The 18,758-nt window shown below is 37.4% G+C and carries 14 protein-coding genes; 8 read left to right on the top strand and 6 right to left on the bottom strand.

The window, feature by feature from the left end; translation table 11 throughout:
- Window positions 1-284: 284 nt before the first annotated feature.
- Window positions 285-2,894 (bottom strand): alanine--tRNA ligase, encoded by a 2,610-nt coding sequence (gene alaS, locus AACZ30_RS07920; RefSeq protein WP_339648694.1) that lies wholly within the window; start codon window positions 2,892-2,894, stop codon window positions 285-287.
- A 132-nt stretch (window positions 2,895-3,026) separates the two neighbouring features.
- Here alaS and AACZ30_RS07925 point away from each other — a divergent pair, with 132 nt between their 5' ends.
- Genes AACZ30_RS07925 through AACZ30_RS07945 form a run of 5 tightly spaced genes read left to right on the top strand, consistent with a single transcriptional unit; the run spans window position 3,027 to window position 6,173 of the window.
- Window positions 3,027-4,004 carry a M23 family metallopeptidase gene (locus AACZ30_RS07925; protein ID WP_075325891.1) on the top strand — a complete coding sequence of 326 codons (978 nt, stop codon included), beginning with the start codon at window positions 3,027-3,029 and terminating at the stop codon, window positions 4,002-4,004.
- The gene (locus AACZ30_RS07930; protein WP_057480627.1) at window positions 4,004-4,333 is read left to right on the top strand and encodes a MerR family transcriptional regulator; all 330 of its coding nucleotides are present in this window, start codon (window positions 4,004-4,006) and stop codon (window positions 4,331-4,333) included. The genes AACZ30_RS07925 and AACZ30_RS07930 overlap by 1 nt, the downstream gene beginning before the upstream one ends.
- Before the next feature lie 2 nt (window positions 4,334-4,335).
- The gene (locus AACZ30_RS07935; protein WP_075325890.1) at window positions 4,336-4,932 is read left to right on the top strand and encodes a LemA family protein; all 597 of its coding nucleotides are present in this window, start codon (window positions 4,336-4,338) and stop codon (window positions 4,930-4,932) included.
- Window positions 4,933-4,937: 5 nt separating this feature from the next.
- Window positions 4,938-5,378 (top strand): TPM domain-containing protein, encoded by a 441-nt coding sequence (locus AACZ30_RS07940; RefSeq protein ID WP_339648699.1) that lies wholly within the window; start codon window positions 4,938-4,940, stop codon window positions 5,376-5,378.
- A complete protein-coding gene (locus AACZ30_RS07945) occupies window positions 5,379-6,173 on the top strand; it encodes a TPM domain-containing protein (protein ID WP_339648700.1) in 795 nt (264 codons plus the stop codon).
- A gap of 217 nt (window positions 6,174-6,390) precedes the next feature.
- Here AACZ30_RS07945 and AACZ30_RS07950 read toward each other — a convergent pair whose 3' ends face one another.
- The 3 genes from AACZ30_RS07950 to era all read right to left on the bottom strand — a co-directional run bounded on the left by AACZ30_RS07950 (window position 6,391) and on the right by era (window position 11,638).
- A complete protein-coding gene (locus AACZ30_RS07950; protein ID WP_339648702.1) occupies window positions 6,391-9,153 on the bottom strand; it encodes a TonB-dependent receptor in 2,763 nt (920 codons plus the stop codon).
- 106 nt (window positions 9,154-9,259) lie between these two features.
- The gene (gene der / locus AACZ30_RS07955; RefSeq protein WP_339648703.1) at window positions 9,260-10,567 is read right to left on the bottom strand and encodes a ribosome biogenesis GTPase Der; all 1,308 of its coding nucleotides are present in this window, start codon (window positions 10,565-10,567) and stop codon (window positions 9,260-9,262) included.
- 189 nt (window positions 10,568-10,756) lie between these two features.
- Complete coding sequence (gene era / locus AACZ30_RS07960) at window positions 10,757-11,638, bottom strand: GTPase Era (protein WP_339648705.1); 882 nt, start codon at window positions 11,636-11,638, stop codon at window positions 10,757-10,759.
- Window positions 11,639-11,995: 357 nt separating this feature from the next.
- On the opposite strand from era, the gene AACZ30_RS07965 reads away from it, so the two are divergent.
- Window positions 11,996-13,540 carry a SulP family inorganic anion transporter gene (locus tag AACZ30_RS07965; RefSeq protein ID WP_339648706.1) on the top strand — a complete coding sequence of 515 codons (1,545 nt, stop codon included), beginning with the start codon at window positions 11,996-11,998 and terminating at the stop codon, window positions 13,538-13,540.
- Window positions 13,541-13,576: 36 nt separating this feature from the next.
- The gene (locus AACZ30_RS07970; protein ID WP_208224519.1) at window positions 13,577-15,007 is read left to right on the top strand and encodes a TonB-dependent receptor; all 1,431 of its coding nucleotides are present in this window, start codon (window positions 13,577-13,579) and stop codon (window positions 15,005-15,007) included.
- Window positions 15,008-15,105: 98 nt separating this feature from the next.
- Here the strand turns inward: AACZ30_RS07970 and AACZ30_RS07975 are convergent, their stop codons facing one another.
- Both AACZ30_RS07975 and AACZ30_RS07980 read right to left on the bottom strand, forming a co-directional pair.
- A complete protein-coding gene (locus AACZ30_RS07975) occupies window positions 15,106-17,052 on the bottom strand; it encodes a M1 family metallopeptidase (protein ID WP_339648708.1) in 1,947 nt (648 codons plus the stop codon).
- Window positions 17,053-17,232: 180 nt separating this feature from the next.
- Window positions 17,233-17,688, bottom strand: coding sequence for an RNA methyltransferase (locus AACZ30_RS07980; protein WP_208224516.1), 456 nt, complete (start codon window positions 17,686-17,688; stop codon window positions 17,233-17,235).
- Window positions 17,689-17,806: 118 nt separating this feature from the next.
- Here AACZ30_RS07980 and AACZ30_RS07985 point away from each other — a divergent pair, with 118 nt between their 5' ends.
- Entirely contained in the window at window positions 17,807-18,637 is an 831-nt protein-coding gene (locus AACZ30_RS07985) for a universal stress protein (protein WP_339648710.1), read from the top strand.
- The last annotated feature ends 121 nt before the right edge of the window (window positions 18,638-18,758 follow it).

Here is an 18,758-nt window from a genome sequence, read left to right on the forward strand (position 1 = left end):
AAATCCAGTTTTTTACCGATATTCTCTACAAAACAGGAACCAATAAGAAAGATTTCAGATTCATAATCTATCTTAGGTTCAGCCTCTTTTATAGGTATTTTGGTCCTGAATTCCATAGAATTATATAGAAGCTGTCTGAAGAGGTTTTAAAACCGTCATCTTGAATTTATTTTATAGCCTCTCCCGATTTTTTATCGGGGATCTAATATCCTAGAATCACAAAATATTAGAAGCTGAAACAAATTCCGCTTGACGAAAATAGACTTTTCAGAAAGCCTCGTGCTTTATTTTAAATAAGCCTGTGCTTCTTGCAGGGCCTCGTTTATTCCTTCCGGTTTTTTACCGCCGGCAGTTGCAAAAAATGGCTGGCCACCGCCACCGCCCTGGATATATTTGCCCAGGTCTTTTACAATTTTCCCTGCGTGCAGGTCTTTTTCTTTTGCCAGGTCTTTAGAAATATAGCAACTTAAAAGTGCTTTTCCATTTTGCTCGGTTCCGAATAATAAAAACAGGTTTTCAAATTCATCTCCAAGTTGAAAAGCAAGATCTTTTATGCCGCCGGCATCAAGATCTACTTCCTTGGCAAGGAAATTCACCCCATTAATTTCTGAAATTTCAGACTTTAATTCGGTTTTTAGGTTTTTGGCTTTATCCTTTAGTAAAGCTTCCACCTGCTTTTTTAAAGCTGCATTTTCTTCTTGCAAAGAATTCACCGCTTTTACCGGATCTTTTGCATTCTTCAATTCGGCCCTTATTTGCTCCAAAACCTCATCCTGGTTAGCAAAATATTCTTTTACAGCTTCCCCGGTAATTGCTTCAATTCTTCTGATTCCAGAAGCAACAGCACCTTCAGAAGTGATTTTAAAATGCCATATTTCTGAAGTATTCTTTACGTGGATTCCACCGCAAAGCTCCATAGATTCTCCAAAACGAATAGCACGAACAGCATCTCCATATTTTTCACCAAAAAGCGCTAAAGCGCCCTGGTTCACAGCTTCCTTAAACGGAATACTTCGTTGCTCTTCTAAAGGTAAATGCTCGTTAATACGCTGATTTACCAGTTTTTCAACCTGCTCTAATTCCTCTTTATTCACTTTGCTGAAATGAGAAAAATCAAAACGCAAGTAATATTCTTTAACTAGAGAACCTTTTTGTTCTACGTGAGTTCCCAAAACTTCACGAAGCGCCTGGTGCAGTAAGTGCGTAGCCGTATGGTTAGCCGCAGTAGCTGAACGTTTTTTTGAATTCACAACCGCTTTAAATTTATCTTTTGGATTCTTAGGAAGCGATTTAGCAAAATGAACAATTAAATTATTTTCCTTTTTTGTATCGGTAATTTCTATTTTATTGTTTTCGCTATCTACAAGAAAACCTTTATCTCCAACCTGTCCACCACCTTCAGGGTAAAAAGGAGTTTGCGAAAGCACAATTTGATATAAAGCACCTTTTTTGCTTTCCACTTTTCGGTATCGGGAAATTTGGGTTTCAGCTTCTAAATGATCGTAACCTACGAAGGCTTCAGGGTTTACCGAATTTATTTCCTCCCAGTCTCCCGCCGTAACCTGGGTTGCCGCACGAGACCTGTCTTTTTGTTCCTTAAGCTGAGCTTCAAATTCTTTTTGATCAAGATCAAATCCGCGTTCGCGTAAAATTAGTGCAGTTAAATCTATAGGGAAACCAAAAGTATCGTAAAGCTCAAAAGCCTTTTTCCCTGAAACCGTTTTTCCTTTGGTTTCTGAAATTATATTTTCCAGCAAAATCAAGCCCTGATCCAAAGTTCTTAAAAAAGATTGTTCTTCTTCCCTAATTACATTTTCACATAAAGTTTTTTGAGACTTAAGTTCAGGAAATGCTTCACCCATTTGATTGCTTAGCACCTCTACCAACTTATAAATAAAAGGCTCTTTGGTATCTAAAAACGTAAATCCGTAGCGAATGGCGCGTCTTAAAATTCTTCTAATCACATAACCAGCACCGGTGTTTGAAGGCAACTGCCCATCGGCTATAGAAAAAGTTACCGCTCTTACGTGATCTGCAATTACCCGAATTGCGATATCGGTTTTTTCAGATTTTCCATAAGGAGAATTGGTGATTTTTTCCAGTTCAGCAATTAGCGGCGTAAAAACATCGGTATCGTAATTAGATTGTTTTCCCTGTAACACCATACAAAGACGTTCAAAACCCATCCCGGTATCAATATGTTTTGCCGGAAGTTCAACTAAAGAACCATCTGCTTTACGGTTATACTGCATAAAAACCAGGTTCCAGATCTCTACTACCTGCGGGTGATCTGCATTTACCAGTTCTTTTCCGGGTTTTTTAGCTTTTTCAGCTTCAGAACGAATATCAATATGAATTTCAGAACAAGGTCCGCACGGTCCCTGGTCTCCCATTTCCCAGAAATTGTCTTTTTTATCGCCGTAAACTATTCGGTCTTCAGGAACAATCTTTTTCCATAACTCTAAAGCTTCGGTATCCAATCCTAATTTATCTTCTTTGTTTCCTTCAAAAACAGAAACATAAAGGTTTTCAGGAGCAATTTTAAAAACTTCGGTAAGTAATTCCCAGGCCCAGTTTATGGCTTCCTCTTTAAAGTAATCCCCGAAACTCCAGTTTCCTAACATCTCGAACATCGTGTGATGGTAAGTATCCATTCCCACTTCTTCCAAATCGTTATGTTTTCCGCTTACGCGAAGGCATTTTTGACTATCGGTAATACGGGAGCTGGAAGGCTCGCTATTTCCTAGAAAATACTCCTTAAACTGAACCATCCCGGCGTTGGTAAACATTAAAGTGGGATCGTCTTTTAGCACCATAGGCGCTGAGGGAACGATTTTATGAGATTTGGATTTAAAAAATTCTAAAAACTGGCTTCTTATTTCCTGAGATTTCATCTAGCTGCTCTAATCTAAAATTATTAATTTGTGTTGGTGCTGAAACAATTTCCTATATTTGTTCGTTTACCAGACTAAACTTAGCACGGTAATTGCTAATTATTGTTGGCAAAAATAGCATAAATTTGACTCATGTCGAAGGTTAAATATTATTACGATAGCGACACGCAATCCTATAGAAAAATAGAGCGCCGAAAGGGCCGCCGCATAGGGATTGTGCTGCTTAGTATCCTGGGATCTTTCCTCTCTGGTTTTTTATTACTGGTCATTTATTTAAATATTCCGCAGATTGTAACTCCAAAAGAAAAAGCCTTAAAACGCGAACTTCAAAATATGGAATTACAATATGGGTTGCTGAATAAAAAAATGAATCAGGTCCAGAATGTACTGGCAAATATTGAAGATCGCGACAATAATATTTACCGGGTTTATTTTGAAGCAAACCCAATTCCTGAAGAGCAAAGAAGAGCAGGTTTTGGCGGAATTAACCGTTATAAAGACCTGGAAGGTTTTGATAATTCTAAATTGATTATTGAAACCAGCAAGCGTATGGATATCCTCACCAAACAGTTGGTGGTACAATCTAAATCTTTAGATGAAATTGCAGAATTGGCAAAGGAAAAAGAGAGCCTTTTAGCTTCGGTTCCTGCTATACAACCGGTAAAAAATGAAGATTTAAGCAGAATTGCTTCTGGTTACGGTTGGAGAACCGACCCGTTTACCAAAGTGAGAAAATTCCACCACGGAATGGATTTTAGCGCGCCTCGAGGGACGCCGGTTTATGCCACAGGAGATGGCAGGGTTGAAAGAGCAGATAATCGCGCTACCGGTTATGGAAATCATATAAGAGTAGATCACGGCTATGGCTACACCAGCCTTTACGCGCACTTATATAAATATAATGTACGTGTTGGCCAGCGGGTTCAACGTGGGGATATTATTGGTTACGTAGGTAGTACGGGCAGGTCCCAGGGACCTCATTTACATTATGAGATCTTTAAAGATGACAACCGAATTAACCCGATTAATTTTTACTATGGAAACCTTTCGCCCGAAGAATTTGATAAGGTTCTGGAAAAAGCACAACAAGAAAACCAATCCCTGGATTAATGCATCTTAATTTACCAGATAAAAGATATTACGGCATTGGTGAAGTCGCAGAAGCCTTTAAGGTGAACACTTCCCTAATTAGGTTTTGGGAGAAAGAATTCGATGTAATTCAGCCTAAAAAAAATGCCAAGGGAAATCGCAAATTCACCCCCGAGGATATTAAGAATTTAGAGCTTATTTATCACCTGGTAAAAGAGCGCGGTTTCACCCTGGAAGGTGCCAAAACACATTTAAAAGAAGAAAAACATAAAACCCTTAGCAACTTCGAAATTATTCGTAAGTTGGAAGGAGTAAAAGCAAAACTAATCAACCTTAAAAATCAGTTATAAAAATGAAAAAATGGTTAATTCCTGTTATAGTAATCGTAGTTCTTGGAATAATTGTTTACAGCCTCACAGCGGGAGTAAATAACACTGCAGTAGAATACGAAGAAAATGTATCTAAGAATTGGGCCGATGTGGAAAATGCCTATCAACGTAGAAGTGATCTTATCCCTAATTTGGTGAGTACCGTAGAAGGTTCAGCCGATTTTGAACGTGGAACTTTAACCGATGTTATTGAGGCGCGAGCAAAAGCTACTTCAGTAAATGTTGATGCGGGAAATTTAGATCCGCAGCAAATTCAGCAATTCCAGCAGGCTCAGGGCGGATTATCTAATGCTTTATCCAGGCTTTTGGTCTCGGTAGAAAGATATCCCGATATTAAATCGAATCAGAATTTTCTTCAATTACAGTCGCAATTAGAAGGAACCGAGAACCGAATTAGCGTGGCGAGAAATCGCTACAATGAAGCGGTGAGACAATACAACACTTACATTAGAAAATTCCCGAATAATATTTTTGCCGGAATGTTCGGTTTTGAAAGAAAACCAGCTTTTGAAGCAGAAGAAGGTGCAGAAAATGCTCCAGATGTTGAATTTGATTTTTAAGCGAAATGAGTAAAGTAGAGGATTTTTTAAGTAAAAAAGACGAAGAGGAAATCATTGAAGCCATTAGGAAAGCAGAAAGCCACACCTCTGGTGAGGTAAGGGTTCACCTGGAAAAAACTACCGGCGAAAAAGATATTTTTGATCGCGCTATGGAGGTTTTTCATATGCTGAAAATGGATAATACCAAACACGATAATGGCGTGCTGATATATGTTGCCGTAGAAGATCATAACTTTGTGATCTACGGCGATAAAGGAATTAACGATGTTGTTCCAGACGATTTTTGGGAAAGCACCAAAGATGCCATTGTAGAAAAATTTAAAAAAGGAGAATTTAAGCAAGGCCTGGTAGACGGAATTTTAACCGCAGGCCAGCAGCTTAAAAAACATTTCCCGTATAGCGATGAGACCCGGGACGAACTCTCCAATGAAATTTCAAAAGGATAAATGCCACAATTCACTAAAAGATTCCAACTAATATTTTTGTTTTTCCTCGTTTTCTCGGGGTTTATATATGCACAACGCGATGTTCCTCCTAAACCAGCTGAAGAAACGAGCGTATATGACGAGGCTGATATTTTATCTTCTTCGGAAGAAAGCCAGTTAAAACAGAAATTGGTTAATTATGCAGATACTACTTCAACCCAAATAGTAATTGCTACTATAGAATCCTTGCAGGGCGAATATGAAGGAGTTTATGCTGCAGAATGGGCCCAGGAATGGGGAATTGGACAAAGCGAAAAGGACAACGGACTTTTAATTCTTGTTGCTGAAAATGATCGAAAAATCTGGATTACTACTGGTTATGGTCTAGAAGAATACATGACTGATGCCCGAAGTAAACAAATAATAGAACAAATTATTCTTCCTGAATTTAGAAGCGGCAGTTATTACAACGGCCTCGATGCAGGAACTACTGCTATTTTCCAGGTCCTGGCCGGTACTTTTGAAGGCACACCACAAAGACGTAGCCAATCTAATGGAATACCCGTACAGCTTCTTGTAATGGGCATTATCTTGCTAGTAATTATTGTTTCCCTTGCCAATAAAAATAAAGGCGGAAGAAACGGTGGCAGAAGAAGTGCCGGCAGCACTTTTTTAGATGCTATTATTTTAAGTTCTCTGGGACGCGGTACTTTTGGCGGTGGCAGCTCTGGCGGAGGTTTTGGCGGCGGAGGCGGCTTTGGTGGCGGTTTCGGCGGTGGAGGCTTTGGCGGCGGTGGTGCCGGTGGAAGCTGGTAACTTCAGTTGGCAGTAATTTAGTAGGCAGTTTACAGTTTGCTGCGTTTTCAACCGAAAAACCTATAAAAATAAAGACTGTTTGAAAGATTTTAGTTCCGTCAAACTGAACTTGTTTCAGCTTGTAACTTGATTTTCATATTAGATCCTGAGACATGTTCAGGATGACGATTCAACCAAACATCTCAAACAGTCTTTTTCACTTTCAGATAAAATTCAATTACCTTCCTCTTCTATTGTTATTCGGGTCTTTCCCTCCAAACTTGCTTATTTTATACGTAAAACTTAGCATAAAATATTGTTCTAAAACAAGCTCTTGCGTATCCTGAATAAAATCGTCTCCGGTAAACCTTTGGGTGGCAATGTTTTGATCCAGCAAGTCGAATACTTTTATTTTTAGCGTTCCATTATCTCCAAAAACTTCATATCCTAAACTTGCATTCCATAGGTAGAACGAATTTTGAAACCCGGGAGAAGCGTTCCCAATAGATTGGTATGCAATATCACTTCCTATCACAAATTTCTCTGGCCAAAAAGAAGTTAGCGCCAATGAAATATTCTGATTTTTATAATTTTCTTCCCTGTTATTAAAACTATATTCAGCATCTACAAATTCAACGCTATAAAAGGGTTCTATAGTTACTAAATCTCTGAAATTATATTCCAGCCCTAAATTAGGAGTAAGATTTAAAGTTTTGGAGGTAAAACGCTGCTCGTTGGTAAAGCCAACATTTTTATTATAATTACCATAGAGTCCTACACGAGCTTTAATAGAGCTTTCGTTTTCCAACTCAAAGGTTTTGTCAATATTTCCACCCCCAAAATAGCTGTAAACACCATCCACATTGGTATATGTTGTGGTTCGTACTAAATCTTCGTCTACTGTACTTCTGGTTACCACCTGGTCATTAGTAAAATTTCCACCTAAATAAGCGTAAAAACCAGAACGGGTTTTAAAATCGAAATTATTAAAGTTAAGGTAGAACCTATGTCTTAAAGTTGGTCTAAGATCTGGGTTACCCGTAACGATATTCAACGGATTTATAGTATTTGTAACCGGCTGCAATTGGTTTAAAGACGGGGCATCCCAGGAATTATTGTAATTAAAATAAATAGCTTTCCCCTGCGCCAGGTTATACCTAAAATAAGCGTTTGCAAATAAATTTTCGTAAGTATTATCTATAGAAGTTTCAGTAAAAAGATCTTCATTTTTTAGCCTGATACTCTGGAAACCTCCAGAAACACTTGTTCTTAATTTCTCTCCATTATAAACAAGACCTAAACTTGGACGATGGGTAAAAGATTCAGATTTAAAATCATTACTCAGTTCATCATCAAGTAAAGTATAATCGCCCGTATCATTCGCATCATAAACCAGGCGTTCATTTCGGCCATCTGCTTTATCAAAATTATAACTTACATCCAGCATTAATTTTTCAGTAATAGGGAAACGGCTACTTACATCAACCCCATAATTATTATCCTTGTTTTCTTCGGAAATTAACTGATCCTGAATATCTGTATTCACCAATTCACCTTCCTGGTTATAAATTTCTCTTTCAGAAAAGAAATTGTTATCCTGTGAACGCGTATTATTCTGATTATTGAATCCTAAACTATAATAGCCTCCCTTTTTACCAAATTTTCTTGTAAAATTCAATCGGTTCGAGAAATTCACGCTGTGAACTTCAGAATAATTATCGGTTAAAGCGGTATTTATTGGGGTACCATCTTCTGCAACAGATTCTGTGAAAGATTGGTTAGAAGAGCGACCGTTATTGGTGTTTATATTTGGTCTCACTGAAATTCTTGTTAAAGTATCTGGCTGAATCTCGAATCCTAAATTAAATCGGTGATTATTATTAACCCTGTTTCCGCTTGATTCAGAATTGTTGAAGAATCTTCTATTTGGCAAAATATTTTCTCTTTGAGTTCGGCTTTCGGTTCTATTATCAGCACGGCTATAGAAATAATTAGAAGAAAGTTCGGTTTCCTGTGGCCATTCGTTTACAAAACTAAAGCCGGCGTTATCAGATTTTGTAATCCCGTTAGCCGATCCAAAATTACTTCCGTTAATGCTGAAATTTCCACCTCTACTCCTACTGATAGAATATGCATTACGGCCCATCGCATCATAAATTTCATCGAATGAGAACCCGGAAGAATTTATGTTGTTGGAACTCGCCAACAGGCTCACTCGCATATCATTTTTAAAATAATTTCCAATTCCGCTTAATTCATAACGCTCATCGGTTCCGCCGCCTGCAGTAAGCCTGGAGAAAAATCCGCGGTTTTTATCTTCGTCTATGGTAATATTAATAGTTTTGTTTTCGGCATCTCCTTCTTTTCCGGTAAATTCTTCAGATTTAGTTTTGCTGTCTACCACCTGGAGTTTATTTATTAATTCCTTAGGCAGGTTTTTAGTAGCGATCTTTGGGTCGTCTCCAAAAAATTCTTTTCCGTTCACTTTAATTTGCGAAACCGGGGTTCCGTTTACGGTAATACTACCATCGGTAGCCACTTCTACCCCGGGAAGTTCTTTAAGTAATTCTTCCAGGTTTGCATCTTTACGCGTTTTAAAAGAAGCTGCATTAAATTCCAGGGTATCTTTCTTTATCGTTACCGGCGCGCGAGAAGAAGTAATTGTTATTTCATCTAAAGCATTATCGGCTACCTGCATTTTTATAATATCGAGATTTACTTCGCTATTCATTTGCACCTGCTGAGCATAAGTCTTAAAGCCGGCATAGGAAATAAGTAAATTTAATTCCTTAATTTCTGAACTTCCAGAAAGTTGAAATTCTCCTGCATTATCTGAAATTGTATAGGTAACCAAACTACTATCTGCAGGTTTCTCCAGGTAAACCGTAGCCGATTCGAGGGGTGCTCCCTGCGGATCGGTTATTTTACCATTTATTTCAAAATTTTGGGCTGTTAGATTTCCTGCCAGAAACAGTAAGGCAAGGGAAAGAAGAATTCTCATGGAGGGTTTAGGTGTTAAAATTTGAAAAAAATCAAGACAAAGTTATGCCTCACTAACTATATTGGTAGTTAGACTCTCAATTTGTTACAAAGTTTAACAGCTAATTTTATTTTTTTCTGAAATACACTGAAATAGGCACTCCCGTAAGCTCAAATTCCTTTCTTAACTTGTTCTCTATAAAACGTTTATAAGGATCTCTCACATACTGCGGAAGATTACAGAAAAACGCAAACTGCGGCTGTGGAGTAGGCAATTGGGTACAGAATTTTATCTTTACATACTTACCTTTATAAGCCGGAGGCGGATTTTGCTCAATTATAGGAAGCATTATATCGTTAAGCTCGCGGGTTTTAATTTTCTTACTACGATTCTCAAAAACCTTTACAGCCGTTTCTATAGCTTTAAAGATTCTTTGTTTGGTAAGAACCGACATAAAGACAATAGGCACATCGGTAAAAGGTTCTATTTCACGCCTAATCATGGCCTCAAACTCTTTCATGGTATTGGTTTCCTTATCTTCAACCAAATCCCATTTATTTACAAGAATTACAATTCCTTTTCGGTTTCTTTGAGCCAGCCAAAATATATTTTGTACCTGCCCGTCAAATCCGCGGGTAGCATCTAAAATTACCAAACATACATCGCAATTTTCTATTGCTCGCACCGAGCGCATTACCGAGTAAAACTCAAGGTCTTCTTTAACCTTAGATTTTCTTCTAATCCCGGCAGTATCTACCAGGTTAAATTCAAACCCGAACCTATTATATTTAGTATCCATAGCATCGCGGGTTGTCCCTGCAATATCGGTAACTATATAACGTTCTTCGCCAATAAGTGCATTGATAAAAGAAGATTTCCCGGCATTGGGACGTCCCACTACAGCAAATCTTGGCAATTCGGTTTCTTCTTCGGCTTCTGTTTCAGGGAGCGCTTCTACTAAAGCATCAAGTAAATCTCCGGTTCCACTACCGTTTGTGCTGGCAATAGGAAAATATTCGCCAAGACCTAAAGAATAAAATTCTACAGCATTCTCCAGCCTTTTATTATTATCTACTTTGTTAACAGCAAGAAGCACAGGCTTATCTACTTTTCTAAGTAGTTGTGCAACATCTTCGTCCATAGGGGTTACTCCACTTTCAACATCTACCATAAAAATTATGGTATCGGCTTCATCTATGGCAAGTTCTACCTGCTTGTCTATTTCGGCTTCAAAAATATCGTCGCTTCCCACAACATATCCACCGGTATCTATAAGGGAAAAATTACGACCATTCCAATCAGATTTTCCATAATGACGATCGCGGGTTACCCCACTAACCGAATCTACAATCGCCTCACGACGTTGAATTAATCGGTTGAAAAAAGTAGATTTTCCAACATTTGGTCTTCCTACAATGGCTACAATATTGCCCATAATATTTATTCTTTATTGCCTCAAAGAGGTTTATTTTCTGAATTTATTCAGAAAATGTAATTGTTTGCAAAATTAGTGTAAAAATTCGGGTTTACCCGAAACTTAGAAAACGGAAGTTTTCTGTAATAAATTGAAGTATTGAAATTGAAAATTTTAGATAAAAACTTTTAGAAAATTAATTCAGAAAAATTATTCATTATACCCAAAACGTTTTAACTGGCGTTGGTCGCTTCTCCAGTTTTTGTTCACTTTTACGTAAAGTTCAAGATGAACCTGTTTCCCAAAGAATTTCTCAAGATCTTTTCGGGCTTCTACCCCCACCCTTTTTAAAGCGGCACCTTTATGACCTATAATAATTCCTTTTTGAGTTTCGCGCTCTACCATAATCACGCTACGCATTCTAATGATTTTCTCTTCTTCAAAAAATTCCTGCGTATCAATTTCTACCGCATAAGGAATTTCCTTTTTGTAATGCATTAAAATCTTTTCGCGAATAATTTCATTTACAAAGAAACGTTCGGGTTTATCGGTAAGCGTGTCTTTTGGATAAAACGCCGGAGATTCTGGTAATAACTCAATAATTCGGTTAAATACTTCAGCAACATTAAAACCTTCTAAAGCCGAAACCGGAAAAATTTCAGCATTGGGTACTTTCTCTGTCCACATTTGTACCTGGCTTTCCAATTCTTCCTGGTTAGATTTATCAATTTTATTCAGCAATAAAATAACTGGAATATCGGTTGAAATTATTTTATTAAAAAAGGCTTCATCTTTAAGTTCCTTTTCCCCAATTTCTACCATATATATCAAAACATCGGCATCTTCAAAAGCAGATTTCACAAAACCCATCATAGATTCCTGCAACTCGTAAGCCGGTTTAATAATTCCGGGGGTATCGCTTAACAACACCTGGAAGTCTTCGCCATTTACAATTCCCAGAATACGGTGGCGGGTGGTTTGCGCTTTAGAAGTGATAATAGACAATTTTTCGCCTACAAAAGCATTCATTAAAGTAGATTTCCCCACATTAGGGTTCCCAATAATATTTACAAATCCTGCCTTATGTGCCATTTTGATAATTTTTATGCTGCAAAGGTAAGACGATTCACTTACAGTTATCTGCTTTTGATTTAAATTTATTTCATAAATAGGTTTTGCATTAATTTTCTAACAAAATTTATTAGTAATTTGATAATCAGATAGCTTCATATTATTAATACATTAAAAATTCTTACTAAAGTGGCTACAAACTTGGCTAACAAAAATAATTGGCTAATTTTGCCGGCTCTTATGAAGCAAAGAAGAAATATACAATCGTCTCCACTTACGCCGCCCTAGGCAGTTAAGTCTTCATTTCTATTAGATTCCGAAAATTTATTTTCTGCGGAAGAGAATCCGCTTTCCATTATTTATTAAAATTATATTCTGATGAAAAAAATCTTCAACCTGTTTGATTTTTCACAAAAAGTAGATTACAAAAACGAAGTTTTAGCCGGACTTACCGTGGCGCTGGCACTAATACCAGAAGCAGTTGCCTTTGCATTAATCGCCGGACTTTCGCCTTTAACAGGTTTATACGCCGCATTTGTTATGGGATTGGTAACAGCTATTTTAGGTGGTCGTCCAGGGATGATCTCTGGCGCTACAGGAGCGGTTGCCGTGGTTATAGTAGGTCTCTCAATTTCTCATGGACCAGAATATATATTTGCAACAGTAGTTTTAGCCGGATTAATACAGGTTTTAGCCGGAGTTCTAAAACTTGGAAAATTAATTAGGCTTGTACCACACTCTGTGATATTTGGCTTCGTAAACGGTTTGGCGATTATTATTTTTATGTCGCAATTAGACCAATTTAAAGCTTTAAACCCTGTTACCGGCGAGTTAGAATGGATGACGGGTCCACCAATGTATACATTTCTTGCGCTTGTAAGTGTTGCAATTTTAATTATCTGGCTTTTACCAAAACTTACAAAAGTAGTCCCGGCCACTCTAGTTGCAATTTTAGTAGTTTTTGCAATTGTAGCTGCCTTGGGAATAGATACTAAAACTGTGGGTGATATTGCTTCTATTAAAGGTAGTTTTCCTCCTTTTCATATTCCTATGGTACCTTTTAACCTGGATACTTTAATGCTTATTTTTCCATATGCCGCAATTATGGCCGGGGTTGGTTTAATTGAAAGTTTATTAACTCTAAATATTGTAGACGAAATTACCGAAACACGGGGAAGCGGAAATAAAGAATGTGTGGCACAGGGAACGGCCAACGTACTTTCAGGTTTTTTCTCTGGGATGGGTGGTTGCGCAATGCTTGGTCAAAGTTTAATTAACGTTTCTTCTGGAGCACGAGCCCGATTATCGGGTATAGTAGCTGCTGTTTTTTTATTGATCTTTATTATGTTCGGCTCTTCGGTTATTGAATTACTTCCAATGGCCGCCTTAACCGGGGTTATGATTATGGTTGCAGTTGGAACTTTTGAGTGGGCCAGTTTAAGAACTTTTAGAAGAATGCCTAAATCTGATATTTTGGTAATGGTTTTAGTTACGGTAGTAACCGTGATACTTCACAACCTTGCTTTAGCAGTATTAATAGGAGTTATTATTTCGGCGCTGGTTTTTGCCTGGGACAACGCAAAACGTATTAGGGCCAGAAAGCGTATTGATGAAGATGGCATAAAACATTACGAAATTTACGGCCCTCTTTTCTTCGGATCTGTGCAGGCTTTTAATGAAAAATTTGATGTGTTAAACGACCCCGATGAAGTAATTATAGATTTTTCTGAAAGTCGGGTAGTAGATATGTCGGGGATTGAAGCCTTAAACAAGCTTACCGAGAGATACCACAAACAAGGCAAAAAACTTCACTTAAGACATTTAAGTCAGGATTGTCGAAGACTGCTTAGTAATGCAGATGCAATTATAGATGTAAACATTTTAGAAGATCCAACCTATAAAGTTGCGGTAGATAAGGCTTAAGTTTCTTAACTTTATACTTCAACTAAAAAACACACGATGTCTATAATTGCTGAAGGAGAAAAGAAGTTTGAAGAAATAACTTCTGTGCAGAACAAGGCAATGCGCCTTAATCTAAATGAAAATATCTACGGAACTTTTGCTGAAATTGGTGCCGGGCAGGAAACCGTGCGGCACTTCTTTCGGGCAGGGAATGCTTCCGGAACTGTTGCAAAAACCTTAAGCGCTTATGATAAGGATTTTAGCGATGCTATTTACGGGATTGAAGATGACGGCCGCTATGTGACAGAGGACAGGTTAACGAGTATGATGCGCTACGAAACCGGACTTATTGAAGAGCGTATTTCCCGCCTTAAGCATCCCAATAAATTATTTTTTAGCTATGCCAACACCGTAGCAACCATAGACTGGGCAAAGAAATATAAAGGCCACGGTTGGCTGGGCGTGAGATTTCAAACAAAACCGGGAGAAGATTATAGCGAAATTGTTCTGCATGTACAGTTTCACGAAAACAATGCTTCGCACCAACAAATTAGCCTGGGGATAATGGGCGTAAATCTTATTCACGGCGCTTTTTATCACTACGACAATCCAAAAAAGCTACTCAATCATTTATTTGATCATCTAACTACCGACAAGATTGAAATTGACGCTATTAATTTCACTGGCCCTGTTTTTAAAGACGTAGACAATAGGTTAATGAGCTTGGAATTGGTTAAAAAAGGAATTACAGAAGCCATTATGTTCGCTCCCGATGGCAACAATATTTTACCAGCCAGTTTACTTTATAAAAAGAATATTTTAACGCTACGCGGAAGCTTTAGACCGGTTACTAAAGTAAATATGGCGATGTATGAAAAATCGCTAGAACTTTTCCTGAATGAAAGAAAAGTTGATAAGGATAAAACGGTAGTTATTTTTGAAATTACACTTTCTAATCTAAAAGGCGAAGGAGAAATAGACGAACAGGATTTCCTGGATCGTGCCGATTTACTGGGTTCTTTAGGCCAAACGGTAATGATTTCTAATTTCCAGGAATATTACAAGGTGGTAGAGTATTTTGGCCAACATACAAAAGAAAGAATGGGCCTTACTATGGGTGTAAGTACACTTCAGGACATTTTTGACGAAAGATATTACCGCCATTTAAGCGGTGGAATTCTTGAAGCCTTTGGAAAATTATTCTTTAAAAGTTTAAAAATATATCTATATCCGCTTAAAGACCAGGAAACCGGAGAGATTATTACCAGTGAAAACCTAAAGGTGCATCCAAGAATGCAGGAGCTTTATCAATACTTTAAAGATAATGGCCGCGTTGTAGACATTAAAGATTACGATCCTAAAACCCTGGATATTCACTCCAGGAAAGTACATCAAATGATTAGAGAAGGGAAAACCGAATGGGAAGATATGCTGCCGGAAAGCACTACAAAAATGATTAAAGAAAAAGAACTTTTTAGAGGAAAGTAGAGAAAAACCACCTCTACCTTTTTCAGAAGTATTTGTAAAGAATAAAAAAGCCGTTTAAATTTTATTTAAACGGCTTTTCATTTTAAGATTTTTAGCTATTAATCCTGGTAAAAAGAATTTGGCCAGGCATCGTTACCAGAGTTTACATCGGGTAAAATTTTATTAGGATCTAACTCTACATTTTCAATAGATTTATCGGTGCGGTGTAGATAATTCCATGAATCACCACGCTGCCAAATCTCTACCGGAAGAGTTACATTTTCTGAAGAACCATCTTCGTAAGTAATTTCCATTTTAACCGGCATTGGGATTTCACCCTTATTAGTTAAAGAAATAACGTAATTACCTTCATATTGTCTCACTCCATCTAAACCTAAATCTATATTACCTGTACCGTAAAACCATTTTTGAAAGAACCAGGAAAGGTTTTCTCCTGAAACATTCTCCATATGATTGAAGAAATCGGCTGGCTGAGGGTGTTTGTATGCCCAGGTTTCAATGTAAGATTTAAAAGCATTATCAAAACGCTCTTCTCCTAAAATATACTCTCTAAGTAATAATAAGCCAATAGCGGGCTTGTAGTAAGCGATCATTCCCAGGTTTCTTAAGTTTGAAACATCTGGATAAGTATCTATTCCTTCTCTTTGTTCACTGGTAAACCAGCCTGTCATGTTCCTGGTTTTATTTAATCTCGCAGGATATTCGCCATTGTTAAAATCTAAGGTACTGTAATAATTAATAAAAGTATTAAAACCTTCGTCCATCCAGGCGTATCTTCTTTCGTTAGAACCAACAATCATTGGGAACCAGTTATGGCCAAATTCGTGGTCTGTAACGCCCCAAAGTGAAGCACCTTCACTCTTCCAACCGCAAAAGTTAAGTCCTGGATATTCCATTCCGCCTATATCAGCAGCAACATTCACAGCCACCGGATAAGGATATTCAAACCATTTTTCAGAATAATGTTCAACCGAAGCTTTAGAATATTCAGTAGAACGGCTCCAGGCATGCTGCCCATCACTCTCTTTTGGGTAAGCCGATTGCGCCATTGCCTTTTTTCCGCTAGGCAAATCTATTTTAGCCGCATCCCAGATAAATGCTTTTGAAGAACCAAAAGCTACATCACGGGTGTTTTCCATTTTAAAATGCCAGGTTAGCGTGCCTTCCTGTTTAGCGCGCAACGACATATCGTTTACTTCTTCAGGTTTAATTAAATAAACCGTAGAATCGCTTTTTTTAGCCTTTTCCATTCTATCTCTTACGGTAGAAGACAATACCTGCCTGGGGTTTTGTAATTCACCCGAAGCTACCACAATATGGCTGGCCGGGGCAGTAATTTTATAATCGTAATCGCCATAATCTAAGTAAAACTCACCTGCACCAAGATAGGGTTCTATATTCCATCCTTCCACATCATCATAAACCGCTGCTTTAGGAAACCATTGTGCGAGCGCGTAAATAGTCCCGTCTTCCACATCCAGTCTTCCCATACGGTCCATTCCTTCTACTGGTATTTTATACTCAAAATTCATAGAGACGGTAGCTTTCCCACCATTTGCAGGAATAGGATCTTCAAAAAATACCTGCATTCTGGTATCGTTTATTAAGTAATTTGAAGATGAACTTCTTTTCACTTTGGCTTCTAAATTTGAGATAGTATAGCCCCCATCAATATCTCCGTTATAACGATTGCCCTGAATTGGGGTAGTTAGTGTACCACGAGAATCTTCTGTAAAGCGGTTTTGCTCTAAATGCATCCAGATAAAATTTAACTCGTGCGGACTGTTATTGGTATAGGTTAATGTGATTTTCCCTTTAATAGTATGTTCTTCATCATTTAGAGTGACATCTATATCATAATCGGTTTCATTCTGCCAGTATTCCGGGCCCGGTCTTCCTGAAGCAGCGCGGTACATATTACCACTACGGTCCATAAATTCATTAAAATCTCCCTGGTTGTTTCCTACAACCTCCTGGGCTTTAGCGCCGGTACTAAACATTCCTGCTACGGCAAGGCCAAGCAAAGCTCTGGATAAATATCTCATTCTTTTAAGTTTTATTGTAATTGCCGCTAATTTAACCAAACTGTTTAAAAAATCCTCAAAATTCGGTTATATAAGACTCAAACAAAAAATAAAAATAAAGGAATATTAAAACTGAAAAATCAAATGTCTTAAACCGAAAGAAATAATCTCAATACCAGGCTTTTTTTTGTAGACACAGGTTTAAAAAAGTTTACTATTACGATCGTACATGATAATGCTTCCTGCCACCGAAACATTTAAACTTAAGCTAGACTGAAACTTCACTAAAAAATGGGATTTCTCTATAGCCTGGTTAGAAAGCCCATGATCTTCGGCTCCCAATAAATAAACGCATCGCCTGGGGTGGTTAAAAGTTTCAAGAGGCTCTGCATCTTCGGTAAGTTCAACACCTACCAACATAGCACCTTTAGGTAAATTTGAATAAAAATCTTCAAAAGTTTTATAATGGAAATATGGCATTGCACCCACTGCTTTATGAGTATCACAAGCCTGTTTCGCATAACGATTCCCAATAGTAAAAATATAACTGGCTCCCATATTTTGGGCCGAGCGCCAAAGCACGCCAAGATTTTCGGGAGTTTTTCCATTTTGAATACCTATACCGAAAAATCCCTGTTCTAAATTGTCTACTTTCATAAGAATTCAAAAATAACAGAATAATTTTTTCTACAGAATTTCCTATGGAATAAACCTGATCTTTATCATTTTATATAGCCATAAAGCTTTATAACTTTATGGGTAAATATTTAGCGTCATGAAATATATACTCATACCCACAGACTTCTCTGAATCTGCAAGAAATGCATCAGAATTTGGAATTGAATTGGCTAAGTTGCTAGACCTTCCTATAAAATTTCTTCATAGTATTCAAACGCCGGTAGATTGGTCTAAATTAAACAAACAGGACGAAAGTAAATATCCAGAATCCCAGGCAAAAATTAATAACGCAAAAGAACAATTAAAAAGTTTAGAGAAAAAAGCAGAGGATAAACACGTAGAAGCAGAGCATACTTTAATCTTCAATACCGGTATGCAGGAACTAAAAAATTACGTTAATCCTGAAAATTATGAATTAGTAATTATGGGTACTCACGGTACTAAAGGTTTTCAAAAAATATTAGGTTCAAATACTCAAAAACTTATTCGTCAATCTAAAGTTCCCGTATTGGCCATTAAGTACAAGTTTAATATTTCAAACTTGAACAAAATACTAATCGCTACCGATTTAAAAGAAGAGTCACAATCTGCCTTTAAGCATATTTTTAAAATCCTTGGGAATTTAAATACAGAGAAAAATCTGATTTATATAAATACACCTTATAATTTCAAAGAATATGAAGAGATAGAGAGTTTAATGAGCAACTTTTTAAAGAATTGTGGCGTTAAAAATATAAAGACACAATCTCTAAGTGCTAATAATGAAGCCCGCGGAATAGGAATGGCTATAAACAAGATAAAACCAGATCTTTTTACAAGCATAACCCATCAACGTTCTGGCCTGGACACTATTTTTAGCCCGAGTATTACTGAAGAGATAATTAATAATTACGATATACCGGTATTGAGTATTAATAGAGAAATTTAAATAAGGTATTAAATTCTTATGAAGCAATGCTTTCTTTAGAGCCTAAGGGCACTTTGGTACCAAAAACCAAACATATTAAAACAAAAAAAGACCCTTACAAGTTCATGTAAGGGTCTTCTAA

This window comes from uncultured Salegentibacter sp. (assembly GCF_963972535.1).
In the GTDB taxonomy this organism is placed as follows: domain Bacteria; phylum Bacteroidota; class Bacteroidia; order Flavobacteriales; family Flavobacteriaceae; genus Salegentibacter.